At 73.5% G+C, this 22,028-nt stretch carries 25 protein-coding genes; 17 read left to right on the top strand and 8 right to left on the bottom strand.

Annotation, left to right across the window (positions count from 1 at the left end; genetic code table 11):
• Positions 1-4 precede the first annotated feature (4 nt).
• Positions 5-529: a DUF1203 domain-containing protein gene (locus ACFV3E_RS01025; RefSeq protein WP_500532804.1), complete on the top strand. Its 525-nt coding sequence runs from the start codon at positions 5-7 to the stop codon at positions 527-529.
• A 66-nt stretch (positions 530-595) separates the two neighbouring features.
• Here ACFV3E_RS01025 and glnII read toward each other — a convergent pair whose 3' ends face one another.
• The gene (gene glnII, locus ACFV3E_RS01030) at positions 596-1,615 is read right to left on the bottom strand and encodes a glutamine synthetase (RefSeq protein ID WP_500532805.1); all 1,020 of its coding nucleotides are present in this window, start codon (positions 1,613-1,615) and stop codon (positions 596-598) included.
• Between the two features lie 218 nt (positions 1,616-1,833).
• Here glnII and ACFV3E_RS01035 point away from each other — a divergent pair, with 218 nt between their 5' ends.
• The 5 genes from ACFV3E_RS01035 (at position 1,834) to ACFV3E_RS01055 (ending at position 5,576) form a co-directional block, all read left to right on the top strand.
• On the top strand, positions 1,834-2,208 hold the full coding sequence (locus tag ACFV3E_RS01035) for a 5-carboxymethyl-2-hydroxymuconate Delta-isomerase (protein ID WP_500532806.1): 375 nt from the start codon (positions 1,834-1,836) through the stop codon (positions 2,206-2,208).
• A 2-nt stretch (positions 2,209-2,210) separates the two neighbouring features.
• The gene (locus ACFV3E_RS01040) at positions 2,211-3,080 is read left to right on the top strand and encodes a Gfo/Idh/MocA family protein (RefSeq protein WP_500532807.1); all 870 of its coding nucleotides are present in this window, start codon (positions 2,211-2,213) and stop codon (positions 3,078-3,080) included.
• Positions 3,081-3,138: 58 nt separating this feature from the next.
• Positions 3,139-3,540: a hypothetical protein gene (locus tag ACFV3E_RS01045; RefSeq protein WP_500369997.1), complete on the top strand. Its 402-nt coding sequence runs from the start codon at positions 3,139-3,141 to the stop codon at positions 3,538-3,540.
• A gap of 357 nt (positions 3,541-3,897) precedes the next feature.
• Positions 3,898-4,908, top strand: coding sequence for an NADPH:quinone reductase (locus ACFV3E_RS01050; protein WP_499511479.1), 1,011 nt, complete (start codon positions 3,898-3,900; stop codon positions 4,906-4,908).
• An 80-nt stretch (positions 4,909-4,988) separates the two neighbouring features.
• A complete protein-coding gene (locus ACFV3E_RS01055) occupies positions 4,989-5,576 on the top strand; it encodes a TIGR03086 family metal-binding protein (RefSeq protein WP_500532808.1) in 588 nt (195 codons plus the stop codon).
• Here the strand turns inward: ACFV3E_RS01055 and ACFV3E_RS01060 are convergent.
• Positions 5,563-6,399, bottom strand: a complete 837-nt coding sequence (locus tag ACFV3E_RS01060) for an undecaprenyl-diphosphate phosphatase (protein ID WP_500532809.1) — start codon at positions 6,397-6,399, stop codon at positions 5,563-5,565. The genes ACFV3E_RS01055 and ACFV3E_RS01060 overlap by 14 nt on opposite strands.
• 348 nt (positions 6,400-6,747) lie before the next feature.
• Between ACFV3E_RS01060 and ACFV3E_RS01065 the strand changes: the two genes are divergently transcribed.
• From ACFV3E_RS01065 to ACFV3E_RS01110, 10 genes are all read left to right on the top strand, one after another.
• On the top strand, positions 6,748-7,203 hold the full coding sequence (locus ACFV3E_RS01065; protein ID WP_500532810.1) for an SPW repeat protein: 456 nt from the start codon (positions 6,748-6,750) through the stop codon (positions 7,201-7,203).
• 227 nt (positions 7,204-7,430) lie between these two features.
• Positions 7,431-8,525 carry a magnesium and cobalt transport protein CorA gene (locus tag ACFV3E_RS01070; RefSeq protein WP_500532811.1) on the top strand — a complete coding sequence of 365 codons (1,095 nt, stop codon included), beginning with the start codon at positions 7,431-7,433 and terminating at the stop codon, positions 8,523-8,525.
• Between the two features lie 26 nt (positions 8,526-8,551).
• A complete protein-coding gene (locus ACFV3E_RS01075) occupies positions 8,552-9,727 on the top strand; it encodes an NAD(P)/FAD-dependent oxidoreductase (RefSeq protein ID WP_500532812.1) in 1,176 nt (391 codons plus the stop codon).
• Entirely contained in the window at positions 9,724-10,032 is a 309-nt protein-coding gene (locus ACFV3E_RS01080) for a (2Fe-2S)-binding protein (RefSeq protein ID WP_500532813.1), read from the top strand. The genes ACFV3E_RS01075 and ACFV3E_RS01080 overlap by 4 nt, the downstream gene beginning before the upstream one ends.
• Positions 10,033-10,711: 679 nt before the next feature.
• Positions 10,712-12,046 (top strand): FAD-dependent oxidoreductase, encoded by a 1,335-nt coding sequence (locus ACFV3E_RS01085; protein WP_500532814.1) that lies wholly within the window; start codon positions 10,712-10,714, stop codon positions 12,044-12,046.
• Positions 12,043-12,942: a dihydrodipicolinate synthase family protein gene (locus ACFV3E_RS01090; RefSeq protein WP_500532815.1), complete on the top strand. Its 900-nt coding sequence runs from the start codon at positions 12,043-12,045 to the stop codon at positions 12,940-12,942. Before ACFV3E_RS01085 ends, ACFV3E_RS01090 begins: the two co-directional genes overlap by 4 nt.
• A 45-nt stretch (positions 12,943-12,987) precedes the next feature.
• Positions 12,988-13,989, top strand: a complete 1,002-nt coding sequence (locus tag ACFV3E_RS01095; RefSeq protein ID WP_500370003.1) for a proline racemase family protein — start codon at positions 12,988-12,990, stop codon at positions 13,987-13,989.
• 58 nt (positions 13,990-14,047) lie between these two features.
• Positions 14,048-14,728: a GntR family transcriptional regulator gene (locus ACFV3E_RS01100; protein ID WP_500532816.1), complete on the top strand. Its 681-nt coding sequence runs from the start codon at positions 14,048-14,050 to the stop codon at positions 14,726-14,728.
• Positions 14,716-15,423 (top strand): (2Fe-2S)-binding protein, encoded by a 708-nt coding sequence (locus tag ACFV3E_RS01105; protein WP_500532817.1) that lies wholly within the window; start codon positions 14,716-14,718, stop codon positions 15,421-15,423. Before ACFV3E_RS01100 ends, ACFV3E_RS01105 begins: the two co-directional genes overlap by 13 nt.
• A 128-nt stretch (positions 15,424-15,551) precedes the next feature.
• A complete protein-coding gene (locus ACFV3E_RS01110) occupies positions 15,552-16,346 on the top strand; it encodes an SAM-dependent methyltransferase (RefSeq protein WP_500532818.1) in 795 nt (264 codons plus the stop codon).
• Here the strand turns inward: ACFV3E_RS01110 and ACFV3E_RS01115 are convergent.
• From ACFV3E_RS01115 to glnA, 3 genes are all read right to left on the bottom strand, one after another.
• Positions 16,343-16,807, bottom strand: a complete 465-nt coding sequence (locus ACFV3E_RS01115; RefSeq protein ID WP_500532819.1) for an SRPBCC family protein — start codon at positions 16,805-16,807, stop codon at positions 16,343-16,345. The genes ACFV3E_RS01110 and ACFV3E_RS01115 overlap by 4 nt on opposite strands.
• Before the next feature lie 204 nt (positions 16,808-17,011).
• A complete protein-coding gene (locus ACFV3E_RS01120) occupies positions 17,012-17,233 on the bottom strand; it encodes a hypothetical protein (protein ID WP_500532820.1) in 222 nt (73 codons plus the stop codon).
• A gap of 383 nt (positions 17,234-17,616) precedes the next feature.
• The gene (glnA, locus tag ACFV3E_RS01125) at positions 17,617-19,029 is read right to left on the bottom strand and encodes a type I glutamate--ammonia ligase (RefSeq protein WP_499511463.1); all 1,413 of its coding nucleotides are present in this window, start codon (positions 19,027-19,029) and stop codon (positions 17,617-17,619) included.
• Positions 19,030-19,228: 199 nt separating this feature from the next.
• Between glnA and ACFV3E_RS01130 the strand changes: the two genes are divergently transcribed.
• Entirely contained in the window at positions 19,229-19,696 is a 468-nt protein-coding gene (locus ACFV3E_RS01130; RefSeq protein WP_500532821.1) for an RDD family protein, read from the top strand.
• A gap of 94 nt (positions 19,697-19,790) precedes the next feature.
• Here ACFV3E_RS01130 and ACFV3E_RS01135 read toward each other — a convergent pair whose 3' ends face one another.
• From ACFV3E_RS01135 to lipA, 3 genes are all read right to left on the bottom strand, one after another.
• On the bottom strand, positions 19,791-20,471 hold the full coding sequence (locus ACFV3E_RS01135) for a DUF4191 domain-containing protein (RefSeq protein WP_500322334.1): 681 nt from the start codon (positions 20,469-20,471) through the stop codon (positions 19,791-19,793).
• A 78-nt stretch (positions 20,472-20,549) separates the two neighbouring features.
• The gene (locus ACFV3E_RS01140; protein WP_500532985.1) at positions 20,550-20,783 is read right to left on the bottom strand and encodes an SCO2195 family GlnR-regulated protein; all 234 of its coding nucleotides are present in this window, start codon (positions 20,781-20,783) and stop codon (positions 20,550-20,552) included.
• Between the two features lie 238 nt (positions 20,784-21,021).
• Positions 21,022-21,996: a lipoyl synthase gene (gene lipA / locus ACFV3E_RS01145; RefSeq protein ID WP_500370008.1), complete on the bottom strand. Its 975-nt coding sequence runs from the start codon at positions 21,994-21,996 to the stop codon at positions 21,022-21,024.
• Positions 21,997-22,028: the final 32 nt, after the last annotated feature.

Here is a 22,028-nt window from a genome sequence, read left to right on the forward strand (position 1 = left end):
GGGCATGGACACCCATCGCATCGCGTACGAGGTCCGGGCCCTCGACCCGGCCGTCGCCGAGGAGTTGCGGGGCGGCGACGACGCCGGTCTCGTCCCCCGCCCCGAGCCGGACCCGGAGGGCGGCGCCCCGCTCCGCTGCTGCCTGCGGCACAGCGCACCGGAGGAGCGGATCGCGCTGGCCGCCTACGCGCCGCTGCGACGCTGGGCCGCCGCGACCGGGGCCGACCCCGGCCCGTACGACGAGACCGGGCCGGTCTTCGTGCACGCCGCCGCGGAGGACTGCCCCGGCCCGCCGGACGCCCCCGGCTATCCCGCGGCCCTGCACGGCGAGCGGCGGGTCTTCCGGTGCTACGACGCCCGGGGCCGCATCCTCGGCGGCCGGCTGGTCCGGCTGACCGCGGACGAGGTCGCCGCGGGCGCCGCCGACGCCGTCCTGGCGGCCCGGTTCGCCGATCCGCGGGTCGCCCTGGTGCACGTACGGGCCGTGGAGTACGGCTGCTTCCTCTTCGAGGCCGTCCGCGCGCCGTGAACGTGCCGTGGACGCGCCGAGGGCGCCCGGCGTGTGGACGGGCGCCCTCGGGGATGGTGCGGAGCGTCAGACGAGGTCGGCCTTCTCCAGCGCGGAGCAGCAGGTGCCGACGATGAGGCGGGTGACGACGTAGGGGTCGACGTTGGCGTTGGGCCGGCGGTCCTCGATGTAGCCCTTCTTGTCGACCTCGACCTGCCACGGGATGCGGACCGAGGCGCCGCGGTCGGAGACGCCGTAGCTGTACTCGCTCCAGGGGGCGGTCTCGTGGGCGCCGGTCAGGCGGGCCTCGACGCCGGAACCGTACTGCTTGATGTGCTCCATCGGCTTGTCGTCGCGGCCGAGGGCCTCGCAGGCCTCGATGATCGCGTCGTAGCCCTCGCGCATGGCCTTGGTGGAGAAGTTGGTGTGCGCGCCCGCGCCGTTCCAGTCGCCCTGGGCCGGCTTGGGGTGCAGGGTGGCGGAGACGCCGAACTCCTCGGCGGTGCGGTAGAGCAGCCAGCGCGCGACCCACAGCTGGTCGGCGACCTCCAGGGGGCTGAGCGGGCCGACCTGGAACTCCCACTGGCCGGGCATGACCTCGGCGTTGATGCCGGAGATGCCCAGGCCCGCGGCGAGGCAGTTGTCGAGGTGCTGCTCGACGATCTCGCGGCCGAAGATCTCGTCGGCGCCGACGCCGCAGTAGTAGCCGCCCTGCGGGGCCGGGTAGCCGGCCTCGGGGAAGCCCAGCGGGCGCGAGCCCTGGAAGAAGGTGTACTCCTGCTCGATGCCGAACAGCGACTCCTGGCCCGCGAACTGCTCGGCGACCGGGCGCAGCAGGGCACGGGTGTTGGAGGAGTGCGGGGTGTCGTCGATGTTGAAGACCTCGCACAGCACCAGCAGGTCGTCGCCGCCGCGGATCGGGTCCGGGTACGTGGCGACGGGCTTGAGCACGCGGTCCGAGCTGTGGCCCTCGGCCTGGTTGGTGCTGGAGCCGTCGAAGCCCCAGACGCCGGGCTCCGCGCCGTCGGCGAGGATCTTGGTCTTCGAGCGCAGCTTCGCGGTCGGCTCGGTACCGTCGATCCAGATGTACTCGGCCTTGTAGCTCACGGGCGTCATCCTTGTTGGCGTGGGCCTTGCGGGTGGGTGGTGTTGCCGCTGCAGCCTCACAACCTGCGATTTCACATCCATTGCCCGTGTGTTAACCCGATGTGAACGCGCTGCCGTCCCACCTGCCGGACACCCCGGCAGGGCCTGCGGAAGGCCCTCCACCGCCCCGGGGACGGGCCCCCGCGGACCGCCGTGACCAGGGACGTAGGGTGTGTGCCATGCCTCACATCACCGTGGACTACACCGGCAACCTCGCGGACGCCTTCGACCGGCGCGGCTTCGCGACCGCGTTGCACCCGCTGGTCGCCAAGACCATCGACACCAGGGTGGAGGCGTGCAAGACCCGCTTCCGCCGGTCCGACGAGTACGTCCTCGCCGACGGTGCCCCCGAGCACGCGCTGGTGTTCGTCCAGGCCGCCGTCCTGTCCGGGCGCACGCCCGAGGCCAGGACGCAGCTGAGCGAGGCCGTCCTGGAACTGCTGCGGGAGCACCTCGCGCCGACGCCGGGGCTGAGCGTGCAGACCGCCGTCGACGTCGTCGAGCTCGACCGCACCTGGTACCGCAGCCACACCGAGCCGGCGGGGGAGCGGTGACCATGCGCATCGGACTGCTCGGCACCGGCCCCTGGGCGGAGATCGCCCACGGCCCCGCCCTCGTCGCCCACCCCGACGTCGAGTTCACCGGGATCTGGGGCCGCCGCCCCGAGGCGGCGGCCGCACTCGCCGCGACCCTCGGCACCCGCGCCTACGCCGACGTGGACGAGCTCATCGGCGACGTGGACGCCGTCGCCATCGCCCTGCCCCCGGACGTGCAGGCCCCGCTGGCCGCGCGTGCCGCCGAGGCCGGCCGGCACCTGCTGCTCGACAAGCCGGTCGCGACGACCCTGACCGACGCCCGCCGTGTCGCCGACGCGGCCGAGGCCGCCGGGGTCGCGTCGGTGGTCTTCTTCACCCTCCGCTTCGACGCCACGAGTTCCGCCTGGATCGACGAGCAGGCCGCCGTGGACGGCTGGTTCACCGCGCGTGCGGAGTGGTTCGGCTCGGTGTTCACCTCCGGCGACAGCCCCTTCGCCGCGTCGCCCTGGCGGCGCGAGAAGGGCGCCCTGTGGGACGTCGGGCCGCACGCGCTCTCCGTGCTCCTCCCGGTCCTCGGGGACGTCACCGCGCTCACAGCCGTCCAGGGGCCCGGCGACACCGTCCACCTGGTGCTGCGGCACGACAGCGGCGCCTCCAGCACGGCGGCGCTCAGCCTCACGGCCCCGCCGGCGGCCGCCGGCATGACCGTCGAGCTGCGCGGCACCTCCGGGGTCGTCTCGCTCCCCGGCCGCGCCGACGGTCCCGTGCCCGCCTTCGGCAACGCCATCGACGCCCTGCTCACGGCCGTGCGCACCGGTGTCCCCCACCCCTGCGACGCCCGCTTCGCGGCGCGCGTGACGGAGTTGCTGGCCTCGGCCGACCCTGTGTGACGCGCCGTCAGGGGCAGGACCCTGGCGGGCGACTTGCGAAGTGCCTATCGTTTTGGGTATGGCAGCGGACTGGTGGTCCATCGAAGTCCTCAACGCCAGCACATCCGCCGCGGCATGGCGTGACGCGTATGCGCCGACGCTCGTGGAGTCGGCGGTCACCAACCGTGCACTGGCGTGGGAATGGCACTCGTACGGGTGGGGCGTCGTCTTCGAGTTGTGCTTCCGTGAAGAGGAGCACTGGCTCGCATGGCGCGCCCTGCCCGGCACTCGCGCGGCGCTCGACGCCGTCCCCGATCCGGTCTCCGGCGTCCTGGTCCACCGCGGTCGCGGCGGCACCAGCGGAGCCTTCGTCCCCCGCTCCCCGCACCGGTCGCCGGGCGCGGCCGCGGTGGGTATCCCCGAGCCCCCGCCGGAACCGTCCGGCGCGGCCGTCCTGTGCGAACGGGCGGCGCGCGCGTAACGCCCCTCAGCGCGCGCCCCGCCCGCGGCCCGCCCCGCCCCGCCCCGCCCACGGCCCGTGGCAACGCGGGCACGGCGGCCGCGGGATGGGCGGTGAACGCGGGGAACCGCCCCCGGCGGTACGCGTTCCCGTAGCTCACCGCGCGGCGCTCGGTGAGGGCGAGGAACTCCGGGTGCTCCGCGGCGAACCGCCCGTGCACGCGGTGTGCCTCGCTCCCCGGCGCCAGGGCCTCGGTGAGCCGTGCGCGGAGGTCGACGACGATCTCCGGCACGTACTCGCCGGTCACCGGCCGGCCCTACCCGGACCGGACACCCGTGCGGCGGGAAGAATGCGCCTCGGCGCCGCCTTGTACGGATCATGAAGGCCATCGTGTACACGGAAGGCGGCGGCCCCGAGGTGCTGCGCCTGACCGAGCGGCCGCTGCCGCAGCCGGGTCCGGGCGAGGTACGGGTACGGGTCGAGGTGTCGGGGGTCAACCCGACGGACTGGAAGTCGCGGCGCGGCGGGCCGCCCGCCACGGTCGCGGAGCAGGTGCCGAACCAGGACGGCGCCGGGGTGGTCGACGCGGTCGGGGAAGGCGTCGACCCCGGACGGACCGGTGAGCGGGTGTGGCTGTGGGAGGCCGCCTGGCAGCGGGCGGACGGCACCGCCCAGGAGTACGTGACGCTCCCGGAGGCACACGCCGTGCCGCTGCCCGCGACCGCGTCCTTCGACACCGGCGCGAGCCTCGGGATCCCGGCGATGACCGCGCATCGCGCGCTGACGGTGGCGGAAGGCGGCCCGGCCCGGCTCGCCCCGGGCGTCCTCGGTGGCCGGAACGTCCTGGTCGCGGGCGGGGCGGGCGCGGTCGGCCACGCGGCGATCCAGCTCGCGCGCTGGGCGGGGGCGTTCGTCGTGGCCACGGTCAGCAACCCCTACAAGGCGGAGCTCGCCCGTGCCGCGGGGGCGCACCACGTCGTGGACTACACGGCCCCCGACCCGGCCGCGGAGATCCGCCGCGCCGCGCCGGAGGGTGTGGACATCGTCGTGGAGGTCGCGGTAGCGGTGAACAGCGGGCTCGACCTGGCGGTGCTGGCGCCGAACAGCGTCGTCGCCTACTACGCGGACAACGGCGGCGCCGAGTTCACGCTGCCCGTCAGGGAGACCTTCGCGCGCAATCTGCGCTGGCACGGCGTGCTCGTCTACACCATGCCGGACGCGGCGAAGCGCGAGGCGGTCGCGGCCGTCACCGCGGCCCTGCGGGACGGCGCCCTGCGGTCCGGCGAGGAGTCGGGGCTGCCGCTGCACCGCTTCCCGCTGGAGCGCACCGCCGACGCCCACGCGGCGGTGGAGGAGGGCGTCGTGGGCAAGGTCGTCGTGGACGTGTAGGCCGCGGGCGCGGCGGGCGGCCGCCAGGGCTGTCGCGTTTGTTCAAGACCGGCCGCCGCCCCTGCGCGCAGCATGGCCGCATGACCGAACTGCACGCGTACATGATCGAAGCCGCGGGCGAGGCCGCCCGCGTCGCCCGCGGGGTGGGCGGCGACCCCGCCCGGCTCTCCGCCCCGACGCCCTGCGGGGAGTGGGACACCCGCACGCTGCTCAACCACTGGATCCTCTACACCTCGCACGGCCTGGAGCACCGCGCGCTGCGCAAGCCGCTGCCCGAGGAGCTCACCGCCCGCGACTTCACCGCCGGCCCGGACTGGGCCGGGGCGTACGCGGAGCAGCTGGACCGGGCCGTTGCGGCGTGGGCGGAGCCCGAAGTCTGGGAGGGTGAGGTCGACCTGGGCCATGGGTCGATGCCGGCCGCCGAGGTCGCCTCGATGATCGTCAAGGAGCTCGCCGTCCACGGCTGGGACGTGGCCCGTGCCACCGGCCAGGAGTACCGCTGCGGCGAGGCCCTCGGCGCGTTCGTGCTGGCGGTCGTGGACCGGTACGCCGAGGTCTACCGCCGGTACGAGGGATTCGCCGCACCCGTCACGCTCGGCGACCCCGGCGCGGCCACCGCCTTCGAGCGGGCCCTGGCCCTGTCGGGCCGTACGCCTACGCGCCGATGACGCCCGTGCCCAGCAGGCCGAAGAGCAGGGTGCCGATCACGAGCCGGTAGACGATGAAGGCGTTGAACGAGTGCTTGGCCACGAACTTCAGCAGCCAGGCGATCGACGCGTACGCGACGACGAAGGAGACGACCGTCCCGACGACGAGCGGCGCCGTGTCCACCCCGGCGCCGAGCGCGTCCTTCAGCTCGTACAGACCGGCACCGGTCAGCGCGGGGATGCCCAGGAAGAACGAGAGCCGCGTCGCGGCGACCCGGTCCAGGTCGAGGATGAGCGCGGTGGACATCGTCGCGCCGGAGCGGGAGAAGCCGGGGAAGAGCAGGGCGAGGATCTGCGAGGAGCCGACGAGCATGGCGTCCTTGAACGTGGTGTCGTCCTCGCCGCGCTTGTGGCGGCCCATCTGGTCGGCCGCCCACATCACGCCGCTGCCGACGATCAGCGAGCCCGCGACCACCCACAGTGAGGCCAGCGGCCCCTCGATGAGCGGCTTGGCCGCCAGGCCGACGACCACGATCGGGATCGTCGCGAAGATCACCCACCAGCCGAACTTGTAGTCGTGGTGGTACCGCTCCTCGCGGTTGGCGATGCCGGTGAACCACGCCTTGCAGATCCGGACGATGTCCTTGAAGAAGTAGACCAGCACGGCCGCGATGGCGCCGGACTGGATGACCGCGGAGAAGGCGACGACGGCCTTGTCGTCCACCGGGATGCCCATCAGGCCCTCGGTGATCTTCAGGTGGCCGGTGGACGAGATCGGGAGGAACTCGGTGACCCCCTCCACGACGCCGAGCACAGCTGCCTGACCGATACTGATGGCGCTCATGGGACCCATCTCTGCGGAGGACGTGGCATGCCCGAGCCTGCACCGGCCGGAGCCCTACGGAGTGTAAGAGAAGTCCCGCGCCCCCCGCGAACCAGGTCCGCCCCGACCGCACGCCCCGACCGCACGCCCCGACCGGACGCCCCGGCAGGCTGCCACCTCGCGAACAGGGCGGTCGCGCGGGCGCGCGGTCCGGCGGCCTGTCGCGCATGTCACATCACCGGCATCCCATGGGAAAAGGTGATGAAGGTGATGTCTACCGTGAAAAGGCGTGGAAGCGCACAATGGTGATGCGGTCGTGCTGCGGCCGCGCAGTCGGTCCGACGTGCAGGCCCGAAGGAGGCGAGTCGTATGGCCGACCTTTCCCACCGGCCAGGTGACATCACCGGTCACCCCGACGTGCACGAGATGCGGGACAGGTACGCCCGCATGCTCGAAGGCGGGCGGGACGTGGCCCTCGTCGACGGGCCGGTGTTCCTCGCCGGCCTCTACTGCGCCATCTCCCCCTGGACGGTCCACTTCTCGGGCGCCCGTCCCGAACTGGCGCTCAACAACCTGGTCATCGGCATCGCCGTCGCCCTGCTCGGGCTCTGCCTCGCCATGGCGCCGGCCAGGATGTACGGCCTCAGCTGGGCCATCGCGGCCCTCGGCATCTGGATGATCATCTCGCCCTGGGTGGTGTCCACCACCGGCCCCGGCGCGGGGGCGATCGCCAACAACGTGGCGGTCGGCGCGGTCATCTGCCTGCTCGGTCTGGTCGCCGCGTTCACCCTCGGCCGCGGTCGGCGCGACACCCCCGCCATGTGAAGGAGGCGGCGGCGTTCGCACCGCCGCACCCCGCCGGGCCCCTCCCGCCGTGTGCCCTCACCGGCCGGAGGGGCCCGGCGCGTGCGCGGGGGCGACGCGGGGCGGGAAGCGCGGCGGGAAGCGGAGCGCCCCAAGGCCCGCACGGTGCAAGGACGGTGTGACGGAGGGCTCGAACAGGCCCGGTCGTGGGCAATACTGGCGGCCGCATGCCTGCGTAGGAGCCCTCCATGTCGATGATCAGCAATCTCCGCAAAGCCGTCCGCCTCACCCACGTACGCCAACGGCGTGTGGACCTCAGCCACCCGGCGCGTTCCCCGCTGGGCAGTTCGGTGGTGAACTGCGTGGTCTACATGGACGGAGTGCGCCAGGACGACTGCGCCGCGTACGAGGCGATCGCCCGGGTCCGCAAGTCCGGCCGGGGCTTCGTGTGGATCGGGCTCCACGAGCCGTCGGAAGCGGAGTTCGCCGGTGTCGCCGAGCTGTTCGGGCTCCATCCGCTCGCCGTCGAGGACGCCGTGCACGCCCAGCAGCGGCCCAAGCTGGAGCAGTACGGGGACACCCTGTTCACCGTCCTCAAGACCGCCCGCTATGTCGAGCACGACCGGCTCACCGCCACCAGCGAGGTCGTGGAGACCGGCGACGTCATGGTCTTCACCGGCCCCGACTTCGTCATCACGGTGCGCCACGGGGGCCACGGCTCGCTCGGCCCGCTCCGGGAGGGCCTGGAGACGGTCCCCGACCAGCTCGCCAAGGGGCCGGCCGCCGTCCTGCACGCGATAACCGACCACGTCGTCGACCAGTACCTCGCCGTCACCTCCGCGGTCCACGCGGACATCGAACAGGTCGAGACGGACGTCTTCTCCGACCACCGCGGCCGCGGCACCGACGCCGGCCGGATCTACCAGCTCAAGCGCGAACTGCTGGAGCTCAAGCGGGCCGTGGCCCCGCTCGGCCGCCCCCTCCAGCGGCTCGCCGAGGAGCCCCTGCCCGGCATCGAGGCCGACCTGCGGACCTACTTCCGCGACGCCGCCGACCACCTCGCCCGCGCCACCGAGCAGGTCACCTCCTTCGACGACCTGCTCAACTCGATCCTCCAGGCCAACATCGCGCAGGTGTCCATGGCCCAGAACGAGGACATGCGCAAGATCAGCGCCTGGGTCGCCATCCTCGCCGTCCCCACCATGATCTGCGGCCTGTACGGCATGAACTTCGAGCACATGCCGGAACTGCACTGGACCTACGGCTATCCGCTCGCCGTGGGCGTGATGGTCGTCGCCTGCTTCGTCATCCACCGCGGATTCCGGCGCAACGGCTGGTTGTGAGCAGTGCTGTGTGACATATTACCGGCGTGAGCAAGCCGACGAGCTGCGATGTCGTGGTCGTCGGCGCCGGGATGGTGGGCGCGGCCTGCGCCCTCCACGCCGCGGCGGCAGGGCTCCGCACCGTCCTCGTGGACCGCGGGCCGGTGGCCGGCGGCACCACCGGGGCCGGCGAGGGCAATCTGCTGGTCTCCGACAAGGAGCCGGGTCCGGAGCTCGGACTCGCCCTGCTCTCCGCCCGGTTGTGGCAGGAATTGACGGAACGTCACAACCTGGGTGCGACCGCCGAGTACGAGGCCAAGGGCGGGCTCGTCGTGGCCTCCGGCGCGGACGGACTGCGCGCACTGGAGGACTTCGCCGCCGCCCAGCGACGCAGCGGCGTCCAGGCGGTGCCCGTCCCGGCGGACGGGCTGCGCGAGCTCGAACCCCACCTGGCGGACGGCCTCGCCGGAGGCGTGCACTACCCCCAGGACGCCCAGGTGCAGCCCGCGCTCGCCGCCGCCCGGCTCGTCCGCGCCGCCCGCGACCTGGGGGCGCAGGCGCGGCTCGGCACCATGGTGACGGCGGTGCTCCGCGCGCCGGACGGCGCCGTGCGCGGGGTCCGCACCGACCGGGGCGACATCCACGCCCCGGCCGTCGTCAACGCCGCGGGCACCTGGGGCGGCGAGGTGGCCGCCCTCGCCGGGGTGCGGCTGCCGGTACTGCCGCGACGGGGCTTCGTCCTGGTCACCGAGCCCCTGCCGGCGCGCACCGTCCGCCACAAGGTGTACGCGGCCGACTACGTCGCCGACGTCGCCAGCGACTCCGCCGCCCTGCAGACCTCCGCCGTCGTCGAGGCCACCGCCGCCGGCCCCGTCCTCATCGGCGCCAGCCGCGAACGCGTCGGCTTCGACCGCACCTTCTCGCTGCCCGTCGCCCGCCGCCTCGCCGCCCAGGCCCTCGCCCTGTTCCCGGTGCTCCGGGACGTCGCGACGCTGCGCGCCTACACCGGCTTCCGGCCCTACCTGCCGGACCACCTCCCCGCGATCGGCCCCGACCCCCGCGTCCCCGGGCTCCACCACGCCTGCGGCCACGAGGGCGCCGGCATCGGACTCGCCCCGGCCACCGGCCACTTGATCGCGCAGTGCCTCACCGGGGCCCGCCCCGAGCTCGACCTCACCCCCTTCCGCCCCGACCGCTTCCCCGCCGAGGAGGCCACTCCGTGAGCCGACGCAGCCCCCTGCGCCTGGCCCGCGCCGCACCGGGCCCGGGCTTCACCTTCACCTTCGAGGGGCGCGACATCCCCGCCCACCCCGGCCAGTCCGTCGCCGCCGCCCTCTGGTCGGCCGGCGTCCTGTCCTGGCGCACCACCCGCGTCGACGGCGCCCCGCGCGGCGTCTTCTGCGGCATCGGCGTCTGCTTCGACTGCCTCGTCACGGTCAACGGCCGCCCGGGGCAGCGCGCCTGCGTCACCGTCGCCCACCCCGGCGACGTCGTCACCCCGCAGGTGGGCACGGGGGAGCTGCCGTGAGCGCCCGCGTCGGGGCTGCCGCCGGCCTCGTTCCGGTGCGGGCGGCCGGGCTCGGGTGTGTCCTTGGCGGGGCGGACGCGCGGAGTCGCCCGCCCCGGGGGCGTGGCCAACCGGCAGGCGGGCCTCGGGCAGTGGGTGCCCATGGCGGGGCTGTCCGCGGCGCGGGTCCGGCGTGGCGGTGGGTCCCGACGGGAGCGCGGCGCGGGGAGCGGACGGCGGGTTCTGCCGCGGACCGGCCCTGCCGGCCGGTGACGGCCACGGGGGCGCCGGTCACCAACAGGTCGGCGGGGACGGCCGGAGTGGGCGGCACGGCGGTCGCCCGTGGCGCCGGTCCGGGGCGGACGGCCGGGCTCCTCTGGTGGGTCCTTTGCGGGGCGGCCGTGAGGAGTTGTTCTCCCGGGGGAGTCGTCGAGGTTGCTCGCGGTGCGGGTCCGGCGTGGCGGTGGGTCCCGACGGGAGCGCGGCGCGGGGACCGGGATCCCCGGGGGAGGACGGCAAGTTCCGCTGGGGACTGGTCCTGCCGGCCGGTGAAGGCGACGATGTTCCCGGCGGCCCCGGTGACCGGCGGGTCCGCCGGAGTGAGCGGCACCGCCGTCGCCCGCGGCGCCGTCGTCGGGGGGCGGCCGGGGCTCGTGCGGGCCCGGTCCGCGGCACCGGGTGCGGTCCGCGGGAGGCGGGCGTGACCGGGGACAGGTACGAGCTGGCCGTCGTGGGGGCCGGACCGGCGGGGATCGCGGCGGCGCTGGCGGCCGCGGACGCGGGCGTACGGGTCGCCCTGGCCGACGCCGCGCCCCAGGCGGGCGGGCAGTTCTACCGGCAGCCCGCGCCGGGACTCCGGGCGCGCAGGGCACGGGCCCTGCACCACGCGTGGCGCACCTGGCGGGGGCTGCACGGACGACTGGAGGCCCACCTCGCCACGGGCCGTGTCACCCACCTGCCGCAGCGCCAGGTCTGGTGCATGGACGCGGGGTTCACCCTCCACACGCTCGAGGCGGGCGCGATCCGGGCGGACGCGGTGGTCCTCGCGACCGGGGCCTACGAGAAGGTGCTGCCGTTCCCCGGCTGGACGCTGCCCGGGGTCGTCACGGCGGGCGGCGCGCAGGCCATGCTCAAGGGCGGCCTGGTGCTCCCCGGCCGTACGGTCGTCGTCGCCGGGACGGGGCCACTGCTGCTGCCGGTCGCGGCGGGCCTCGCGGCGGCCGGGGCGCGCGTCGCGGCGCTCGCCGAGGCCGCCGACCCGCGTGACCTGCTGCGGCACGCCACCGCCGTACCCCTCGGCAAGGCCGTGGAGGGTGCCGCCTACGCCGTCCGGCTCGCCCGGCACGGGATCCGCGTGCGCTGGCGGCACACGGTCGTCGCCGCCCACGGCGAGGACCGCGTCGAGGCGGTCACCCTCGCCGGGCCCGACGGCGCACGGCGCCGCGTCGCCTGCGACGCCCTCGCCGTCGGCCACGGGCTGTTGCCGCACACCGACCTGGCGGACTCCTTCGCGGTGGACGCGGAACAGCGCACCCCCACCCCCGGCGTCTGGGCCGCGGGCGAGGTGACCGGCGTCGGCGGCGCGGAACTCGCGCTGGCCGAGGGGGAGATCGCCGGCCGTTCCGCCGCCGCCCGGCTGCGCGGCACCGAGCCCGACCCCGCCGCGTGGGCCGCGGCCGCCCGCCGCCGCGAGCGGCTGCGGAGGTTCGCCGCCGTGCTCGACGCCGTCTACCGGCTCCCCGGCGACTGGGCGGAGTCCACCGTCACCGACGACACCCTGCTGTGCCGCTGCGAGGAGGTGCCCGCCGCCGCCGTCCGCGAGGCCGTCGGCGACCTCGGCGCCGGCGACCTGCGCACCGTCAAGCTGCTCACCCGCGCCGGGATGGGCTGGTGCCAGGGCCGCGTCTGCGGCCCCGGCGTCGCCGCCGTCGCCGGTTGCCCCTTCACCGACCCCGGGCGGTCCCTCGCCCGGCCCGTGCCGCTCGGTCTGCTGGCCGGCGGGGCAGAAGAAGAGGAAGAGAGGGAACAGCCATGAACACCACCCCCGACCGCCCGTGGCGCGGCGTGCTCGTCGCCACCGCCCTGCCGCTGCGCGCAGCTGACCTGTCCGTCGACTACGAGGCCTACGCGGCCCACTGCGCCTGGCTGGTGGCGAACGGCTGCGACGGCGTCGTGCCCAACGGCTCCCTCGGCGAGTACCAGGTCCTGACCCCCGCCGAGCGCGCGCGGGTCGTGGAGACGGCCGTCGCCGCGATCGGCGGCGAGCGCGTCGTACCGGGCGTCGCCGCGTACGGCTCGGGCGAGGCGCGCCGCTGGGCCGAGCACGCCGCCGACGCCGGCTGCTCGGCCGTGATGCTGCTGCCGCCCAACGCCTACCGTGCGGACGAGCGTTCCGTGCACGCCCACTACGCCGAGGTCGCGCGGGCGGGGCTGCCGGTCGTCGCGTACAACAACCCCTACGACACCAAGGTCGACCTGACCCCGCGCCTGCTCGCGGAGCTGCACGGCGCGGGCCACATCCAGGCCGTGAAGGAGTTCAGCGGCGACGTGCGCCGCGCCTGGGAGCTGGCCGAACTCGCCCCGGGACTCGACCTCGTGGTCGGCGCGGACGACGTCCTGCTCGAACTGGCCACCGCGGGCGCCAAGGGCTGGGTGGCGGGCTACCCCAACGCCCTGCCCCGCGCCTGCGGCGAGCTCTTCCGCGCCGCGGTCGCCGGGGACACCGCGACCGCGCTGCCGCTCTACCGGGCGCTGCACCCGCTGCTGCGCTGGGACTCCCGGACGGAGTTCGTCCAGGCCATCAAGGTGTCGATGGACCTCACGGGCCGGTACGGGGGCCCCTGCCGCCCGCCGCGCGTGCCGCTGCTGCCGGAGCAGGAGAAGGAGGTCCGGGCCGCCACCGAGGCCGCGATCGCCGCCGGCCTCGCCTAGCCGGGCTCCGGCCCGGCCCCCGACCCACGAGGAGGACACACCCCCATGCGCAGCAAACTCGTCCTGCACGCGGTGGACTCCCACACCGAGGGCATGCCCACCCGCGTCGTGACCGGCGGCATCGGCACCGTCCCCGGCGCCACCATGAACGAACGCCGCCTCCACTTCCGCGACCACCTCGACCACATACGGCACCTGCTGATGGACGAGCCGCGCGGCCACGCCGCGATGAGCGGGGCGATCCTGCAGCCGCCGACCCGTCCGGACGCCGACTACGGCGTGATCTACATCGAGGTCTCCGGCTACCTCCCGATGTGCGGGCACGGCACGATCGGCGTGGCGACCGTCCTCGTCGAGACCGGCATGGTGCCGGTGACCGAGCCCGTCACCACGGTCCGCCTCGACACCCCGGCGGGCCTGGTCGTCGCGGAGGTCGCCGTCGACGGCGGCGCGGCGACCGCCGTGACCTTGCGCAACGTGCCCTCGTTCTGCGTCGCGCTGGACCGCAAGGCCGTCCTCGCCGACGGCCGCACGGTCACGTACGACCTCGCCTACGGCGGGAACTTCTACGCGATCCTGCCCCTGGACGCCTTCGGCCTGCCCTTCGACCGCTCCCGCAAGGACGACATCCTCGCCGCGGGCCTCGCGCTGATGGACGCGATCAACGCCGAGGACCCGCCCGTCCACCCGGAGGACCCCACCATCCGCGGCTGCAAGCACGTCCAGTTGCTGGCGCCCGGCTCCACGGCCGTCCGTTCGCGGCACGCCATGGCCATCCACCCGGGCTGGTTCGACCGTTCGCCCTGCGGCACCGGCACGAGCGCGCGCATGGCCCAGCTGCACGCCCGCGGCGAACTGCCCCTCCACCAGGACTTCGTGAACGAGTCCTTCATCGGCACGCACTTCACCGGCCGGCTCACCGGCACCGCCGAGGTGGCAGGTCTGCCCGCCGTGCTGCCGTCCGTCACGGGCCGCGCCTGGATCACCGGCACCGCCCAGTACCTGCTGGACCCGGCCGACCCGTTCCCCGCCGGATTCGTCCTCTAGCCGCCCGGGCACCGATACTGGTCGCATACATGCCACGTCGCAGAGGAGGAGCCACCGCATGGCAGCGCACGACGGGCCCGCCCTGCCCGCCCTGCCCGCTCTCGGCGGGCAGCGTTCCGGCAGCTACCGCGAGCTCGTCGCGGACGCCCTGCGCGCGGCGCTGGTCGCGGGGGAGCTCCGCCCCGGCGAGGTGCACTCGGTGCCCGCGCTGGCGGCCCGCTTCGGCATCTCCGCCACGCCCGTCCGCGAGGCGCTGCTGGACCTGGCCAAGGAGGGGCTGCTCGACCCCGTGCCCAACAAGGGCTTCCGGGTGACAGCGGTGTCCGAGCGGCAGCTCGACGAGTACACCCACATCCGCTCGCTCATCGAGGTCCCGACCGTCACCGGCCTCGCCTCCACCGCCGACGCCACGGCGCTGGAGGCGCTGCGCCCGGCCGCCGAGGAGATCGTCACCGCCGCCGCGGCCGGCGACCTCATCGCCTACGTGGAGGCCGACCGCCGCTTCCACCTCGGGCTGCTCGCGCTCGCCGGCAACGAGCACCTGGTCGAGGTCGTCGGCGACCTGCGCAAGCGCTCCCGGCTGTACGGCCTCACGGCGCTGGCCGAGCGCGGCCTGCTGCGGGCCTCCGCCGAGGAGCACCTGGAGCTGCTGGACGCCCTCCTCGCGCGCGACGGCGCGGCCGTACAGGCCGTCATGACCCGGCACCTCGGGCACGTCAGGGGCCTGTGGGCGCGGTGACCGGCGCCGGCGCCGTGGGACCGGGACCGTTCTTCACCGTGCGCACCGGGCCGGGGGAGCCGCGGGCCGAGGGTTTCGTGCCGCTGGCGCAGGTGTACTCCGGGCGGCCGTCGCCCGCGCTCACCGGCCGGGTGGCGGAGGTCGGGCGGCGCCTGCGCACCTCCGAGCGGCGCGTCGCCGCCTCGCTGGCCCACCAGGGGCTGGCCGCACGGCTGTGGTCCGTCGCGCTCGGCCCGGCGGCGCTGACCGGCCGCATCCCCGACCTCTCCGGCGGACGCCTGTGGTGGCACCCCGGCCGGTCCACCCCGGACGAGCTGTGGCTGCCGGACGACGCCCCGGACGTGCCCGCGGGACGGCTGCGCGAGGACGTCCTCCACGGCCACCTCGTGCCGCTCTGCGCGGCCGTGCACGCGGTGTCGGGCGTCGCGCCCGGACTGCTGTGGGGCAACGCCGCCTCGGCCCTCGCCGGCACCCTGCGGGTGCTGTACTCCTGGTGCCTGGGGGAGGGCGCGCGGCCCGACGCGGCCGCCCGCGCCGTCGCGCTGACGGAGGAACTGATGACGGACCCTCTGCTGCGCGACGCCGGCGACCTGCGGCTCACCGGGGCCGGCGCGCCCGCCTACACACGCCGCAGCTGCTGCCTGTACTACCGCGTGCCCGGCGGCGGGCTGTGCGGGGACTGCGCGCTGCGCTGAGGGCGGGAAGGCCTTCGTTCGGCCCCTCGACCAGGAACTATCCGCGTGGGCAGAGAAGTTGATGATGTGAAAAGCTGTCGTCAGCGGTGCCGGGTCAGGGCCCGGACGGCCGCCGAGAGGAGCGCAGCGTGATGGAGAACGGCTTCCGCGCCGAGGAGATCGACACCGGCAGGCCGCACCCCGCGCGGATCTACGACTACCTGCTGGGCGGCAAGGACAACTACGAGGTGGACCGCACGGCCGCCGACGCGCTCGCCGCCGCGGCGCCCGAGGTGAGGATCGGCGTCCGCGCCAACCGGGCCTTCATGCGCCGCGCCGTCCGGCACGTGGTCGGCAGCGGCGTCCGCCAGGTCCTCGACATCGGCACCGGCCTGCCCACCTCCCCCAACGTGCACGAGATCGCCCAAGAGGTGGCGCCGGACGTCCGCATCGCGTACGTCGACAACGACCCGATCGTGAACACGCACGCCAACGCCCTGCTCAGCCGCTCGGGCGCAACCAGCGTCGTGCTCGCCGACCTGCGCGACCCGCGGGCCGTCCTGGAGCACCCCGACGTCCGCCGGGTCATCGACTTCGACGAACCCGTCGCCCTGCTCCTCGTCGCCGTCCTCCACTTCCTCACCGACGAGGAGAAGCCCGCGGAGGTCGTCGCCACCCTGCGCGACGCGCTCCCGGCCGGCAGCTACGTGGTGCTCTCGCACGCCACCGGCGACTTCGCCGACCGCAGCGACGCCCAGGCCGTCTACAACAACGCCACCGCCACCTTGAACCTTCGTCCCCGCTCCGAGGTCGAGCGGTTCTTCGACGGTCTCGAGCTGGAGGAGCCGGGCCTCGTCCAGGTCCCCTTCTGGCGCCCCGACGCCCCGGTCCCGCCCCGCTCCGCCGAGATCGGCTTCTACGGCGGCGTGGCCCGCCGCGGCTAGCCTCTGGCGGGCCGGTCCAGACGCGCCGCGAGGACCCGGGCCCTGGCCTGCTGGACCGCCCCCGCCTGGGAGGCGGCGAAGCGCAGCAGACCGGGCGGCGTGCGCAGGTGCAGGGTGTCGGTGACGAGGCTGCCGGCCCCGTCGCGGGCGATGGCGAAGCGGTAGCCCATGCGGACCCGCGCGGGGCTGCGCACCTCGCCGGAGATCTCGGCGGCGTGCGGCAGGCGGTCCGGGACGGCGACGAGCGTGACGTCGATGACGTTGTCGTGCCGCAGCAGACCGAGGAAGCGGAACCGCTCCACGGCCGTGTAGCGCACGGTCCCGCCGCTGCGGCGCACGTCGCGGACGTCGACGAGGAGCGGCGACAGGCCGATGTAGTGCGACGGCTCCGCCAGGTGCGCGAAGACCTCCTCCGGCGGCGCGGCTATCCGGAAGGCGTGCTTCAGTTCGGCGGACGGCATCCCGGACCCCTCCTCGACACGGCGGCACATGCCACGGCGATCCTCCCACCGCCCCGCCCCGTACGCGCCCCGTACGCGCCCCGTACGCGCCCGCTCGGTCTGGTGCCGCATGGGATCGCGAAGAAGTGACCCGGAGGTCGGTCCGCTGACCCGGGTCCGCCCAGGCGATCAATCTGTGAGCCGCGGTCGACTGGTCAACGGTTGTCAGCGTTGCCAGTTCGGCGTGACGGGCTGATCCGACGGGTGCTCGCCTGATTCCCGCGTCGCAGTCAAGCGTCCGACGGAAAGGGCCATCATGACTGCGACAGCGGTTGCGAGCACACGAACGAATGTGGTGTCAGCCATGATCGCGAAAGCACTCGAGCCGATCACGACCACTACCCCGCCGCGGATCCTGTCGCTACGCGAGACCTTGCCGGCTGCCATTGCCCCTCCAGTGTCAGCCCGCACCCTACAGCCCGGTCAGTGTGGAGAGGCTCCGGGCTGGAGCTGCGATGATCGCCCGGTGAGCTACCAAGCCAACCAGCGGTGCCGTCTGCCAGCGTTCCCGGATGCGCCACCGCCACCCGCGGCCCACCGTCCACTCGCTCATCCTGTCTGGATCCGGCAGAGTCCGGCGCTCGACCTGCCCTACCGCGGAGTGCGATTCCTCCACGACGTTGCGCACGTACACGCGCGCCTCGCGCCGGGCAGCCGGGCGGCGCGAACGCGCGGGGCCGTCGACCGCGTCTTCCGGATGAGGAAGGACGCAGGCGACGGCCCCGGTACGGCCCCGGAGGGGGATGCAGGTGCTGTGACCTGCGGCGTTCTTAGATGTCGAAGTAGAGCTCGAACTCGTGCGGGTGCGGGCGCAGCGCGATCGGCGCGATCTCGTTGGTCCGCTTGTAGTCGATCCAGGTCTCGATCAGGTCGGAGGTGAAGACCCCGCCCTGGAGGAGGAACTCGTGGTCGGCCTCGAGGGACTCCAGGACCGCCGACAGCGAGGTCGGGACCTGCGGGACGCCCGCGTGCTCCTCGGGGGCGAGCTCGTACAGGTCCTTGTCGACGGGCTCGGCCGGCTCGATCTTGTTCTTGATGCCGTCGAGGCCGGCCAGCAGCAGCGCCGAGAAGGCCAGGTACGGGTTGCCGGAGGAGTCCGGGGCGCGGAACTCGATGCGCTTGGCCTTGGGGTTCGCACCCGTGATCGGGATGCGGATGGCCGCGGAGCGGTTGCGCTGCGAGTAGACCAGGTTGACCGGGGCCTCGAAGCCGGGGACCAGGCGGTGGTAGGAGTTCACCGTGGGGTTGGTGAAGGCCAGCAGCGCCGGGGCGTGCTTGAGGATGCCGCCGATGTAGTAGCGGGCGGTGTCCGACAGGCCCGCGTAGCCCTGCTCGTCGTAGAACAGCGGGGCGCCGTTGGTCCACAGCGACTGGTGGACGTGCATGCCGGAGCCGTTGTCACCGAAGATCGGCTTGGGCATGAAGGTCGCCGTCTTGCCGGCACGCCAGGCGACGTTCTTCACGATGTACTTGAAGAGCATCAGGTCGTCGGCCGCGGCGAGCAGCGTGTTGAACTTGTAGTTGATCTCGGCCTGGCCGGCGGTGCCCACCTCGTGGTGCTGGCGCTCGACCTGCAGGCCGGACTTGATCAGCTCCAGGGTGATCTCGGCGCGCAGGTCGGCGAAGTGGTCGACCGGCGGGACCGGGAAGTAGCCGCCCTTGTACTTGACCTTGTAGCCGCGGTTGTCCTGCTCCGCACCGCTGTTCCAGGCGCCGGCCTCGGAGTCGATGTGGTAGAAGGACTGGTTCGCGCTGGTCTCGAAGCGGGCGCTGTCGAAGACGTAGAACTCGGCCTCGGGGCCGAAGTACGCGGTGTCGGCGATGCCGGAGGAGGCGAGGTAGGCCTCGGCCTTCTTCGCCACGTTCCGCGGGTCACGGCTGTACTGCTCGCCGGTGATCGGGTCGTGGATGAAGAAGTTGACGTTGAGCGTGGAGTCCTTGCGGAACGGGTCCAGCTTGGCCGTGGACAGGTCCGCGATCAGCGCCATGTCGGACTCGTGGATGGCCTGGAAGCCGCGGATCGAGGAGCCGTCGAACATCAGCTGCTCGTCCGGGTCGAAGGACTCGACCGGGACCGTGAAGTGCTGCATCACACCGGGCAGGTCGCAGAACCGGACGTCCACGAACTTGACGTCGTTGTCCGAGATGAACTTCTTCACCTCGTCGGCGTTTTGGAACGACATCCAACTCCTCCTTGGCCCGGCCCGGGAGGCCGGATTGCAGCTCATGGGTGCGACCAGTGCGGTGGCGCACGTTGGTGCCGACCATAGAGATCGGGCATTTCCCTCTCGTGACCCATTTGTTTCTTGCAGGTTAACCGAGCCGCCGCACGGGTGCCGGGTCGGACGTGGGCGCCCCAAGGCGGGGGGTTACCGTGGAGCCGTGGACAACAGGGATGTCATCGGATCGTGGATCGAGGGCCCGAAGGCCGCCGCGGAGCGGATGGGCGTCGACTTCGGCTACCGCGGGCAGCGCCTCGGGCTGCCGGAGGAGGGCCCCGGCTCGCTCGCCCCGGTCGGCCGGCGCATCGCGGCCCTCTTCATCGACTGGGGCCTGTGCGCGGTGATCGCATACGGGCTGATCGCGCACCGTGACGCGGGCGCGGCCAATCCGTGGACCACGGTGGTCTTCGGCCTCATGAGCGTGCTGCTGCTGGGCACCGTCGGCACCACCCCGGGCAAGCGCCTGCTGCGGCTGCGCGTGGTCCGGCAGGACGGCGGGCGGCTGGGCCTGGGCGCGGCGGCGCTGCGGACGCTGCTGCTCCTGCTGGTCATCCCGGCGGTGGTCTGGGACCGCGACACCCGCGGCATGCACGACCGGGCCGTGAAGGCGGTCCAGATCCGGATGTGACCGCGGCCGCGGATGTGACCGCGGCGCACACCACGCGAAGTGCCCCGGACGAATCGATTCGTCCGGGGCACTTCGCGTTCCGTTTCGTATGCGATCAGCGGCCCTTCGGCATCCGCATGCCCTTGGGGAGCGGGCCCTTCGGCACCGGCATGTTGCTCATCAGGTCGCCCAGGGCCCGCAGCCGGTCGTTGACCTCGGTGACCTTGGGGCCGGGCAGGACCCGCGGCAGCTTCAGCAGGGTGGTGCGGATCTTCTTCAGCGGCACCTGGCCCTCGTCGTTGCCCACGACGAAGTCGGTGACCGGGACGTCGACGACGATGCGCGCCATCTTCTTCTTCTCGGAGGCCAGCAGGCCCTTCACCCGGTTCGGGTTGCCCTCGCCGACCAGGACGATGCCGGCCTTGCCGACCGCACGGTGCACGACGTCCTGGCTGCGGGTCATCGCGACCGCGGGCGTCACCGACCAGCCGCGGCCGACGTTGTCCAGCACCGCCGCCGCGGCGCCGGGCTGTCCGTCGAGCTGGCCGAACGCGGCCTTCTCGGCACGCCGCCCGAAGATGACCGCCATCGCCAGCAGGGCCAGCAGGAAGCCCAGGATGCCCGCGTAGATTTCGTGACCGATCAAGAAGCCGATGGCGAGGATGACACCGAAGGTGACGATTCCCACAGCCGCAAGGACGAGACCGACCTTGGAGTCGACCCGCCTGGTCATCTTGTAGGTCTGGGCGATCTGCTTGAGGCGCCCAGGGTTGCTCTCGGATGTTTCCCTCGCCATGCCGCACAGGATACGTGGCCCGCGCGTCCCGGGCCCCACCGGAGGGGGTCCGGTTTTCGCCCGGAGGCTCCGCGGGGTCTAGAGGACGTCGCCGCGCGGGGCGCGCGAGGAGACCAGGGCATCCATCACGTGCTGGGCGTCGCGGCGGTCCTTGGCGCGCTTGCGGTCCTCCAGGACGGCGGACCAGGCGTTGCGGCGGGCCGTCTCCTCGGCGCCGCGGAACAGGAAGTACTCCACGGCGCGCAGCGCGCCGGCGGCGGCGCCGGGGATGGTGATGCTCTGGCGGTGGAGGTGTGCGGCCTCGGCCTGCATGGTGGTGTCCCCCTCAGGACGGCTCAGACGCGGGTGGGTGTTCCGCTTATCCAGAGTCACCACATTGTGTTACCAGTCCGTGACCGGTCGGTCAAACCGTCGTGAAACCCCGGCGGTGGCTTTGCGCCGTTCTCCGCGGACGTACCGCACGTCAGGGACGCGTCAGGGGCCCCCGCGGGGGCCCCTGACGTGACGAACCGCACGTTCCGGCGGTGAGCCGCAGGTCACCGCAGCGTGATCAGACCGCCTGTACGGCGACGACCTCGCCGCGCTCGCCGCGGCGCTCGACGGCCTGCTGGAAGAGCCGGCCGGCCCGGTACGAGGAGCGCACGAGCGGGCCCGACATGACACCGGCGAAGCCGATCTCCTCGGCCTCCTCCTTCAGCTCCACGAACTCCTGGGGCTTCACCCAGCGCTCCACCGGGTGGTGCCGCAGGCTCGGACGCAGGTACTGGGTGATGGTGATCAGCTCGCAGCCCGCGTCGTGCAGGTCCTGCAGCGCCTGGCTGACCTCGGCGCGCTCCTCGCCCATGCCGAGGATGAGGTTGGACTTGGTCACCAGGCCCGCTTCGCGGGCCTTGGTGATGACCTCCAGCGACCGCTCGTAGCGGAAGCCGGGGCGGATGCGCTTGAAGATCCGCGGCACGGTCTCCACGTTGTGGGCCAGCACCTCGGGACGGGCGCCGAAGACCTCGGCGAGCTGCTCGGGCACCGCGTTGAAGTCGGGGATCAGCAGCTCGACCTTGGTGCGGCCGTCGGCCCGGTCGGCGGTCATGGCGTGGATCTGCCGCACGGTCTCGGCGTACAGCCAGGCGCCGCCGTCCTCCAGGTCGTCGCGGGCGACGCCGGTGATCGTGGCGTAGTTCAGGTCCATGGTGACGACGGACTCGCCGACGCGGCGCGGCTCGTCACGGTCGAGGGCCTGCGGCTTGCCGGTGTCGATCTGGCAGAAGTCGCAGCGCCGGGTGCACTGGTCGCCGCCGATGAGGAAGGTGGCCTCGCGGTCCTCCCAGCACTCGAAGATGTTGGGGCAGCCCGCCTCCTGGCACACCGTGTGCAGACCCTCGCGCTTCACCAGGCCGTGCAGCTCGGTGTACGCGGGACCCATCTTGGCCCGGGTCTTGATCCACTCGGGCTTGCGCTCGATGGGGGTCTGGCTGTTGCGGACCTCCAGACGCAGCATCTTGCGGCCTTCAGGTGCGACAGCGGACACGTCCGACTCCCTCTCGCGGCTTCATTTCCTTG

It is taken from the genome of Streptomyces sp. NPDC059718 (assembly GCF_042733315.1).
Classification (GTDB): Bacteria; Actinomycetota; Actinomycetes; order Streptomycetales; family Streptomycetaceae; genus Actinacidiphila.